This is a genomic window from Peribacillus suis, assembly GCF_059384845.1.
The window spans coordinates 3,368,258-3,379,858 of record NZ_CM182019.1; the positions used below are offsets into that span (position 1 = coordinate 3,368,258).

An 11,601-nucleotide genomic window follows, 5' to 3' on the forward strand; every position below is an offset into this window, starting at 1 on the left:
TGCTTTCATGACACATGATACATGGTTCATTATTACTTGCATAGGATTTTTATCCTTTTTTCGCCATGAAAAGGATATACCCTGGGGACAGAAGTATCTTCCACGTTCATGCTCTTTGCAAATGGATTGGGCACTGCCGATTGTGTACAATTGAAGGGGCTCGAAACGGCGGGAGTCGAACCTGCTTTTTTCATATTGCTATAATCTTAATCTTTATAGATTTTGTAGTTATTAGGAAACAATTCTGACTACGTATTTGACTACCTTAATGGTAAATCTACTTCAATTCTTCATTCAAATACACTATCTCTTCATTCAATACCTTCTGCCAAGCTTGTTTTATTGCTTGAGCATACTTAAATGGAGTGGTTCCAGAATGTTTGACTTTATAGTCTTTATAATTTCTGCTGTCAATAACATTCCCAATGTTAGGGATATCTTCAACTCCATCAACATACTGTATAGCCGATAAAATTAGTTCTTCATATTCAACAAACCACTCTTTTGAAAAATCCATAATAATCTTATCTCGTACTTGTATGAAGAAATCATTTTTGAATTTTAATATATCTTCTTCGGAATCCAATGTTGTACGCGCAATCTCAGTCAACAATTCACGGTAAGCACTTATTACAATCTTATCCCTATTCTGATTTTCTAAAGTCTTAATAAGTTCTATAGATGCTGACTTATTCCCAGTTGCATGAGCATATAATAAATCATCAATTAGAGTCCATGTTTTATTAGCAGTGCTTTTTTGCGAATCATCTTGAGTCTTTTCATCAACAGTATTTTCATTTCCGACTTCAGTCCTAATTTGATTGATACTTTGAATTTCTTCATTTAGTTTTTTATTTATTTCTTCAAAAAACTCATCTAAAACTGAATACTTTTTTAATCTTGATAGTTCTAAAGACAAATTTTCAAATTCACGTAAAATACTATTATCAACTGATTCTTCGAATTTATTAAAAATTTTAATATGCTGCTCGTTCTGTTCCAAATAATATTCTTTAATCCATTTTATATCTTTATCTACAATGAATTTTGTATTATTTGAAAACACATCTAAAATAACATCAATGATAATATCCTGACATGAATTCATTTGATCTGGAATTTTCAAATGAAATAGCTTAAGATTAGGAAAACCGACAGATGTATTATTATTCTTAAAAAAAGATGATAGCTTAACATATTCACCTGGATAACCTAATAAATTCACTTCCCTAATATTATTTCCTACTGTTAAAGAAGGTACTTTTCCAGAAGTATAATCCATTTGTAAAATCTCTAAGTTTTTCAAATGAACAACTTCCGAATAGACACTTTCCTCATTTGTTATTGAAATATTAAGCTCTATTAAATTATTTGATTTTTCAAAAACATCACGTTCGAGTACAATATTGCTATTTTTTAATATAATTAATTTTTCTATATTGTTTGGTTTACTGGATGTAATATAGAACACACTTTGTCGTTTATTTCTTATATCAGATGTAAAAGAGCAATCAATTATTTCTAATCTTTTCAATGATTCGCATTCAGATATATCTGCCTTATTGTCCCCATTTACTAATGTACATTGTTCCATACTAATATAAGCTAGTTTACTTCCGCTTTCTAAAAGCTGTATAAAAAAATCACTGTCTATTTCCGTATTATAAAAACTGATTTTTTCCACTGATTTTAATACCATTAGAAAATCCTCTGACTTGCTAAGCTTATAAAATTCTTCAATACCAAGTAATTCTTCAAAATAAATTCGAGAGATTCCTTGAATATTTTTATTAATTACTAAACCCTGCACAATCTGAATGATCTTATCGACATTATCAGATGTTATTCTTAGCTCGTTCATATGACGGAAGCTAAAATGGTCTATAGTTAATGCTAGTTTGGATAATATATCTTCTTTTGGAAATTTACTAAAAAAACACGAAGCTACTCTTTGATATTCTTCATAATTAGATATGATCAATTTGTTTTTTTGTAATAGTACTTCTAAAAAAGGAATTAATACGATTTTTTCAGCTATATCGGAACCAAGTTTTCTTAAAATTTCTTCCATTTTAAATATATAATCGTCTTCGTAATAAAAAATATATACTTTATTTACGGCTTTTATTAGTTTCGATAAGAATAAAAAATCACTACCTTGGAGAGAATGTCCTATAATAAACAAATTATTTTTAGAATGTTTACTACCTGAGTTAACAATAGACATTATTTGTTTTCTTGTAGTATTTAATAATTCATTTTCTTTAATTCTAAATAATTTGTCATTTATCAAAGACTGTGAATAATGAAGTTTATTAATATCTTCACTATCTGTAAAACCGCCTCCAAATAAAATATTTTCTTCTTTCAAGCTTCCATGTATATGAAAAATTCTATCCTGTGCTTTTTTCAGTTTTTCACTAGACTTTTTTACCGACTCTAAATCATAGAGTATACTTTCACACAGATTTTCCAACGTATTTGTATAATTAAAATTGATGAAATATGTATTTTCATCCCTAATTAGTTTTTCTATAAAAGGATTTATATCTTCTGTAAATTTATTGAATCCAGAGTTTCCAAGTGGGGTAGTCCTCTGCTCAATCCACTTGGGATATTCTTCTAAAAGGTATTCGGTAAAATCCTCTTCTAGTCTTTTAATAGCATTATTTATAGACGTAATATCCAAAATATCTTGCGCTTCTTCACTTTTTTGAGATCTATTATTTATTTTTTTTACATTTTCCTCATATAAACTTTCAAAGTCAGACCAATTCAATTGGAAATTTTCAAATTTCCTTAGAAAAAGTCGATTATAATTATACAAATCATAATCTTTATCGAATTTTTTTTTATGTTTAATGTATTCAATAAAATTTTGGTATGAACTCTTGAGCCCCAAGCTCATATCAAAACCATTTCCAATAACTACTATATTTTTTGAATTACTATTTACTTCTTTATCTATAATAAATTCTTCGCTCACAATAAATTCTTCAATTTGATTTAAAGTATCCATTTAACGCAACTCCTCATCCAACGGTACAACGAATTCATCAAGTGTTGTTCTCCATTGGCGTTTCATTTCAGGCCCGTATTTTAGAGGTTTTGCATCTAGGTGTGCAATTTTATACAGATCAAAGCGTTTACTGTCTATGATTCCTCCGATGTTAGGGATAGGATCAGCACCTATTACATATTGCATTGCAGATGTATGAAGTGCTCCCTCATCTACAAACCAAGTATTTGCAAATTCAGTTATCACATGGTTCCGTGCTGTAGTAAAGAAGCTACGTTTTACTACAAAAATATCATCATCTGAATCAACTTCTTTATTATCAATAGCGCTCAAAATATTACGATATATCTCTTTAACAACTTCTGATTTTTTTAATTTTTGAAGCGCATTTTCAATTTCATCACGAATCCCCTGATTGTTTGCTGAGTATGTTCCTAATAATTGATCGATATATGCTGAATCAATATCATAAATATTACCTATATTTTCTCCGTAAAACTCAATACTTGAAAAATCCGGCGGCATTTCACCTGTCATTTTTTCTTCTACTAATGAGCCTTTAATGGTATTATATACGCCAATATATCCTTCTAAATCTCCTACTTGCTTATACAGTGCCTTAGAATTCTCTATATCATCATTATAATCATCATATGTCACTAAAGCTTCAAATGAATTGCTTAATTCTTGGAAAGCTTTCACAAAGTCCACTTTTGTTTCAAGAGAAGAATGTTCATCAATTTCAGTTCGATCTGAAACTACCTTCGTTAATTCTTTATGTGCTTTTTTAAAACGTTTTTTCGATTCATCATATGTCGGATACACTAGATTGGTTTCTTCTTGTTCATGAGAATACAATTTTGTCGCATCTGCCACATTTTGTTCCATTAAGAATGGCTTTCTAAATGTAACAATCAAACCTTTTGTTTTTCCTGGATACGTACGATTCGTTCTTGAGAAAGCTTGAATCAAATTTGCGTAACTTAAATTACGATCGACAAATAATGTTTGGATCGTCGGCGCATCGAAACCTGTTAATAGGCGGTCGACTACTATAACCAAATCTACTTGCTTACCAAACTCTTTGAACTCGGCTTTTTTACGAGCTAAACGATTGTTAATATCGCCATTGTATCGTTCAATATCTTCAATTGACCAGGCAGTATGATAATAATCATTGTAATTCTTAATAATTTCTTTCATTTCACTTTGGTTTTTTTTTGAATATTCTTCATTTTCTTGTAGTGAGTACGTAATCGCGATTCGAGGGAAATCTGGATCTGTAATTGTTCGTCCATTTCGAATTGGTTGACCTGCAAATTCATTTGTTAACCACTCTGGATCTTTTGTCATTTCCTTAATCGCATGATAATAACGTTTCGCCATACTAATTGAACTTGTTGTTAATATCGCTGCCTTCTGTGGTCGACCATTTTTAAAATCAAATTTTACATACGCATTATCAGGACGGAAAATTTTATGCAATACTTTTTGAATATGCTCATCGGATTCAAAAATAGATGTTTCCAAATACTCTTCTTTTACTAATCCGTCCATTTGATCGATTTGATCGTTCGTTTCATTACGCAAATCAATATAGCTATTCGCATCCATTTCATCATCTTTTGGACATAGTTGGTTAAAAATATAATTATCTAGCGAAGTGGGTTCAATCGTATTTTCATGTTCCACTTGAAAACCTAATACCGCTCCATCATCCAAAGCATTTTTAATTGTATAGGTGTGTAATACTTCACCATATTGGTCATGTGTAGTACGAGCTAATCTTCCTTTAGCTTGTTTTTTATTTTCTTCAAATATTGGTGTTCCTGTAAACCCAAACCAAGTGGAATTAGGGAAGAATTCTTTAATAGCCTCCATACCTTCTGCACTTAATGCACGGTGGCATTCATCTACAACGAATACAATATGTTGCCCCATTAACTTTTGGTAACGATTTGTTCCTTGTTGTTCTTCTTGCTTCTTAGCATACCGTAACGCTGCTTCTAATTTTTGACGTGTTGTAACAATGACTGTATTGGAATTGGCATCAGCTAATAATGTCTTACTTAATTCTCTTGAACTACCTGTACCGACAATCAAGCTATTTGATTTTGCATTACCAGAAGAAATACCTGTATTAAATTCAGAGGCGAATTTCGTGAATTCACTGGTCGTTTGATTATCTAAATCTTTCCGGTCAATCAGCATAATGGTCCGGTCTACACCTGGTTTACGTGCTAACAATTTCGTCGAAACAAAACTTGTCAACGTTTTCCCTGAACCTGTCGCATGCCATACATAGCCTGATTGATGTTTAATAGCGGATGTAAATAATGCTTCAATCGCATGAATTTGATAAGGATGCAATACCATTAACACTTTATTATCTTGATCTTCACTAACAATTGTATAATTGGCGATTAAGCGATGTGCATCTGGAATATTTAATACTTGTTTAACAAATTCATAGAGATTATCTACTTTTCGATTATTCGTTGTACGCCAGCTAAAGATGAACTTTTTATGCATATCTTTCGGCATCGCATTTGCAAAGTAGCGTGTTGTTTTTTCATTTGAAATGACAAAGAGCTGAAGGGTAGAAAAGATATTGTTTCTAAACATCCCTTCTTCTGCGTATTTCTTCACCTGATTGAATGCTTGATAAACACCATCTTTAGCAGTCGCTTGTTTCAATTCAATTTGAACAATTGGTAATCCATTAATTAATAGTGTCACATCAAATCTACGATCACGATCTTCTAACGTTGTTTTTTGTTTTGCAATTTGGTGCACGACTTCATAAGTGGAAATCCCTCCACCAATATCTTGATTCGAATACAAAACTAATGATAAAGAATTAAGCGAACTATCTTCACGCTCGATTGTAATACGTGAAATACCATTCTCCCCTTTGAGCCACTTTGCGGCATCAAAAGGTGTTTGTGTTCTTAATAATAACTCTGTTTTTATCTTATCGAATTCATTATCTGTAATGGGGTACTCTCCAATTTCGGATAAATTATTTTGCGATATCTTTTGACGTAAGTTATTCCATAATGCTTTTTCTGATTTTAAGTCAGGGCGATAATTCCATTGATTATGCCCTTCTCCCAAAACTTCAATCAAACGACGTTCTACTTCCTCTTCATCGTTATGTTTGATTTTAATCACCCTTTCTCATTAAGTTAAATAAACATCTTTTGTAAGAATGCTTTTTTTGTTTCTTTTAAAGCATTCAGTTCACGTTCATGAAGTGTGATTGTATTGTCGAATTGTTTAAAGAATTTACTTATTTTATTTTGCTCTTCAATATTCACTGGTAATGAAATCACAATATCACTCATAACGTTGTTCATCAGTTTAGGGTTGCCGACTCTCGAAACATATTTCCAAGCAACAAGATTTAAAGCTTCTGCAACCGCTTTATTAACATAACCCTTATCTGAAAGTAAAACACCATTGACGTTTGTACTATAAAACTTTCCGGAACGATAATTTACGGTTCCTGCATTTGCTCCATCAGTTGTCCATGTAATTGCCGTTTCAAATAGATAGTCTTTAAAATATCCCATTAATCCGTTATTTTTAGTTTGTGATGAATAAACTGGATATGGCATTGCATTCGTTTTGATTTCGCTTGTTTCAGTTGCAGCAAGCACTTGACCACGTGTAACTTTAAAAATATCTCCAACCTTATAATTTCCCCACTCCCCACTAAACTCTGGGAAACGAACTTCCGGTACAGACTCTCCTTCTTTCGGAAACATTTTTTGCAAGAATCCTTGTTTTGTTTGTTTAAGAGTGTTGAGTTCTTGCTGATGAAGATCTATCGTGTCGTCTAGACATTTGAAAAATTTTCCAATTTGGGTTTGTTCTTGTAATTGAGGGAACATACTTTCGAATTTTAGAAGGTTCGTAACGCTAATTCCAAACACCTTCATTCCTGTACCTATCTTGTAACCATACTTCCTAAAAATAGGTGAATTAATCAAGTAGTAAAGAAATAAAGAATCTACATATTTGGGTCTCAAAGCTATTGTATGGAGCCCAGAAACTAGCTTGTATGGTACATCTATTGTGATTACTGCAGGAGTAGCAATACCTTGATAATCTTCTGAAGCATCAGCTAATACTAAATCTCCCTTGTTTAGCAGATCGTAATCCCCAGCTTTTATATTTGGTAAATTACTAGAATCATCTATTTTATCTGCAACTTTTGTATGAATATCACCATAATGAATATATTTGTATCCAGTATTTTCAAATGTCTCCACTTCACGAGATAAGGAATAGGATCTTACTCTATCCACTATTGTATCCAATTTAATACGCTTCCATTCTCCTACATTCCTTGGGAAGCGTACTTCCGGTGTCTGCTTATTCTCCATGCTTAAACACCTCTAATGCACCTTTAATCCACTCTTCATTTTCTTTTTCATATTGAAATGAAGAAATCATATCGAATAAGCTAGATTGTATTTCTGCTTTTTCTTTTCGAATGTTTTGGATTGTTGATCCAATTGCAGCCATATCCACAGGCACTTCTTCTTCAAAAGTGTCTACATATCTAGGAATATTTAAGTTGAATTCATTTTCTTTAATTTCATCAAATGTAGCAACATGGGCGTATTTTTCAACATCTTCTCTTACTTTATACGTTTCGACAATCTTATCGATGTTTTCTTTTGTTAATTCATTTTGGTTTTTTCCTTTTTTGAATTCATTACTTGCATCAATTAATAAAACATCACGCGTCGTACGGTTTTTCTTTAAGATAATGACTGTTGTTGGAATGGATGTACCAAAGAATAAGTTTGCGGGCATACCGATAATCGCATCAATACTACCATCTTCTAATAATTTCTTACGTATTACACCCTCCGCTGCACCGCGGAATAGTACACCATGGGGTAAAACAATGGCCATCGTACCAGAATCTTTTAAATGATAGAAACCATGTAAAAGAAAAGCAAAGTCTGCTTTTGATTTTGGCGCTAATTTTCCATAACGATTGAAACGAGAATCATCTAAAAATTTATCGTCTGAAGACCATTTTGCAGAGTACGGTGGATTCATCAATACTGAATCAAAAGTATATGGCTCACTTGTCGGCCAGTCTTTATTCAATGTATCCCCATTACGTAGACGCATATCTTCTTTATCTACACCATGTAAAATCAAGTTCATTTTCGCTAAATTGTAAGTTGTCGTATTGAGTTCTTGTCCATGATATTTTACGCTATCAGGGTGATTAATATAGTTTCGAATATTCAGCATTAAAGAACCTGACCCCATTGTTGGATCAAATACACTAAACAATTTTTTATCTTCTTGTCCAATTACAGCTATACGCGCCATCATGTCAGATACTGCATGAGGTGTATAAAATTCTCCTGCTTTTTTTCCTGCTTCAGAGGCAAATTGGCTAATTAAGAATTCATAGGCATCCCCAATGACATCGCCATTATGTGCAAGTACATCAACATCATTTAATTTTTTCAATACTTCTGTAATTGTAATGTTTCGTTGTTGATCATCTGACCCTAATTTTTTTGATTGTAAATCTACATCATCAAATAGCCCATTGAATTGATCATATTTTGTCGATAAGTCAATAAAAGCTTTATTCAAATCATTCAATTGAAATATATTTTGCTTAGCTTGATTTGTTAGTACATTGAATAAAAAGTCTGGTTGAATATCATATCCTAATGTATCAATTAACGTTTCAATTAAGTCATTTCTTATATCTTCATCTGCTAATAAATCTCTATACAATTGAACCTGTTTATCTTGTGTATCGTATTCTTCTAAAGATTCATCCGCTACTTCCACTACTTTTACTAGCAACTTATCAGATAAATACTTGTAAAAAATCAATCCCAATAAATAGTTTTTATATTCTGATGCATCCATCTTACTTCGTAAATTGTCTGCAGCACTAAATAGCTTTGAGTTTAAGTTATCCATGTTACTTCCCCACTTTTTAAATTAAATTAATTTCATATTTTCAAATATAGAATTAGCATTATAATACAGGTTATTTTTTACTAAAAGCCAATACTTCTTTCTATTTTATTAGTATATCATTATTTATAAATTGGTCTCTATTCCATAGCGAATTAATAAGAAGCTATATTCTAGATTTCATAAGAATATAGCCTATCATTACCATTTTAATGAAATATAAACATCCTATTTTTGGAAATATCTATTATTGATTAAAACTGTATTCAAACTTTCCACATCGGAAGTTTAAATGCTTGTATCATTCATCCACGTGAAGTATTGAAACCTGAAATGCTTAGTAATGCTACTCCAATTATAGTTGCTCTCATAATCACCATTCTGGAGTAACTCAGCCAAGCACTGATGATATTAAAGTGACAAATCTTTTAGTAAAAGCTTGTAATATTCTAAGCATTACTTTATTAGGTCATATGATTGCTTTTCCCGCAGGTTATTGCTCACGTTCATGCTCTTTGTTGATGGCCTAGCTACTGCCGATCATATACAGTTGAATGGCTTAGAAACAGGATAGGTTTGTTCGGGTATGTAGCCATCATGCTCGGCGCATAGTTTCTTCCTTTCAATGCTACATAAATTGGCACCACCATTATCGTGCTCGAAAAAAGGGTAGCTTATACTGATTCAATTATTTGCTCAATCACACGCACCACGTGGTGAGTAGGAATGAGATCCTGCATATCAAAAAACACAGTTGTTTGTTAGTTATCATAGGGGATACAAGTGGGTGTGGGATTTCGTTTTTGAGGGACGGTAGCTTCCTCCTTAATGGTGTGTGGTAACTTCATTTACTAAAAAGGGCGTTTTTTTTATTCTTTTTCGTAAAGATTGTTGCTTTTAATTTCAACAAGGAATCATTTACTTTTTATGGTATTTTATAAAGAGAGGTTATTCAGCTAACGGGCCGTGATGTTGAATAAGATAGGGTTTAATGATCCTTAAATAAAATATTTTCAAAAACCATAAAAGGAAGTGTTTGATATGGGTAGTGAAGATAAACTCATTATTTCTCCATTAAATAATGACTTAATAAAGGATATCAATCTGACAAATGATTATTTTACGTTATTTGGTAGGGTTGTCCCCCGTTTACAATCAGGAAAGTGGTCTTATGAAGAGGCTCTTTTTGATAAACCTAGAGAAACACGTTTTCCAGATGACGAACTGGATTGGAGCCACTATATAGACCAAGAGGATAAAGCTTTGTTTTTAGCTTATCTGAATGATACGTGCATAGGGCAAATTAGAATCATTCAGGATTGGAATCACTTCTGTTATATTGAAAACATTGCGACTAAGAAAGAGTATAGAGGCAGTGGCGTCGGAACGTTGCTCTTACATCAGGCTGAAGAGTGGGCCAAACAAAGAAACCTGATAGGCATGTCCTTGGAAACCCAAGATGATAATCTTGGTGCCTGCAGATTTTATGTGAAACAAGGATTCATGCTAGGTGGAGTTGACACACTCAAGCAGTCCTATAACCCTGATATTGAAACCACTTTATACTGGTATAAGTTATTCAAGTAACGGGGATTTAGCGGAATCAGTCATACAGTCGTTCCAATATAGGAATGGCTATTTTTTATACCTCACGTAAGAATTTGATTGAGTTTGTCAAAATCAATAACTTAGATTATCTAAGTGTATTGTATAAAGGTTATTCCTACTAACGGGGCAGGCTAGTTCAAGAAGAAATTAGGCTTAACTAATTTTATGTGTGATAGTATCGGCCTCAAATAAGTAAATAATCATCTGGACTATTGGTTAATTATGGTATATATTTTTATTATCAGGAACATACGTTCTTTATTTTGAGGAGGTAGCTTTTGATATGAAAAGAATAGAATGTCATGAAATTTATACTGAAGACCTTGAAACTGCTAATAACTATGTAAATTGTGATTGGAGTGTTATTGGATGAAAATAAAAAAGGTTTATCTTTATGTATTTAATACAATGTCAGACTGGGAATATGGATATTTAATTGCTGAACTAAACTCAGGAAAATATTTCAAAAAGGATTTAGCACCTTTAAAAGTAATTACAGTAGGAGCTAATAAAGAAATTATTACTACGATGGGAGGACTGAGTATAAAACCAGATATTTCCCTTGATGAATGTACTCTAGACAGTAAAGATCTTGTAGTTCTACCTGGAGGGAATACTTGGGGAGAAGCTATTCATCAACCTATCTTGAAAAAAATTGGCGAGGCTTTAAAGCTTGGCACTACTGTTGCTGCAATTTGTGGTGCAACTGAGGGACTAGCGAATATGGGATATCTAGATTCTAGAAAGCATACAAGCAATAGCTTAGATTATATTAAAATGGTCTGTCCTAATTATAAAGGAGAAAATTTTCATGAGATGGAGTCTGTGGTAGCTAGTGAAAATTTGGTTACTGCATCAGGAGTAGCTCCTTTGGAATTTGCGATGGAAGTACTGAAAAAATTAGATGTATTTGCACCAGATACATTACATTCATGGTATAACCTAAATAAGACTCACAAACCTGAATACTTCTTCCAGTTAATGAACTCAATAAATAAATGAGT

At 32.3% G+C, this 11,601-nt stretch carries 8 protein-coding genes; 4 read left to right on the forward strand and 4 right to left on the reverse strand.

Translation table 11 applies throughout. From position 1 onward, the window contains the following. Positions 1-277 precede the first annotated feature (277 nt). The 4 genes from AC503W_RS16450 to AC503W_RS16465 are packed head-to-tail and all read right to left on the reverse strand — an operon-like array spanning position 278 to position 8,992. Complete coding sequence (locus tag AC503W_RS16450) at positions 278-3,019, reverse strand: AbiH family protein (protein WP_494915010.1); 2,742 nt, start codon at positions 3,017-3,019, stop codon at positions 278-280. Continuing rightward, positions 3,020-6,193, reverse strand: a complete 3,174-nt coding sequence (locus AC503W_RS16455; RefSeq protein ID WP_494915011.1) for a type I restriction endonuclease subunit R — start codon at positions 6,191-6,193, stop codon at positions 3,020-3,022. A 14-nt stretch (positions 6,194-6,207) separates the two neighbouring features. Next, positions 6,208-7,410: a restriction endonuclease subunit S gene (locus AC503W_RS16460; RefSeq protein WP_494915013.1), complete on the reverse strand. Its 1,203-nt coding sequence runs from the start codon at positions 7,408-7,410 to the stop codon at positions 6,208-6,210. Beyond that, entirely contained in the window at positions 7,400-8,992 is a 1,593-nt protein-coding gene (locus tag AC503W_RS16465; protein WP_494915014.1) for a type I restriction-modification system subunit M, read from the reverse strand. Before AC503W_RS16465 ends, AC503W_RS16460 begins: the two co-directional genes overlap by 11 nt. A 300-nt stretch (positions 8,993-9,292) precedes the next feature. Here AC503W_RS16465 and AC503W_RS16470 point away from each other — a divergent pair, with 300 nt between their 5' ends. The 4 genes from AC503W_RS16470 (at position 9,293) to AC503W_RS16485 (ending at position 11,599) form a co-directional block, all read left to right on the forward strand. Next, positions 9,293-9,379: a hypothetical protein gene (locus tag AC503W_RS16470; RefSeq protein WP_494917387.1), complete on the forward strand. Its 87-nt coding sequence runs from the start codon at positions 9,293-9,295 to the stop codon at positions 9,377-9,379. 26 nt (positions 9,380-9,405) lie between these two features. Then, the gene (locus AC503W_RS16475) at positions 9,406-9,519 is read left to right on the forward strand and encodes a hypothetical protein (protein WP_494915015.1); all 114 of its coding nucleotides are present in this window, start codon (positions 9,406-9,408) and stop codon (positions 9,517-9,519) included. Positions 9,520-10,030: 511 nt separating this feature from the next. After that, a complete protein-coding gene (locus tag AC503W_RS16480; protein WP_494915016.1) occupies positions 10,031-10,576 on the forward strand; it encodes a GNAT family N-acetyltransferase in 546 nt (181 codons plus the stop codon). A gap of 390 nt (positions 10,577-10,966) precedes the next feature. Continuing rightward, a complete protein-coding gene (locus AC503W_RS16485; RefSeq protein ID WP_494915018.1) occupies positions 10,967-11,599 on the forward strand; it encodes a type 1 glutamine amidotransferase family protein in 633 nt (210 codons plus the stop codon). Positions 11,600-11,601 lie beyond the last annotated feature (2 nt).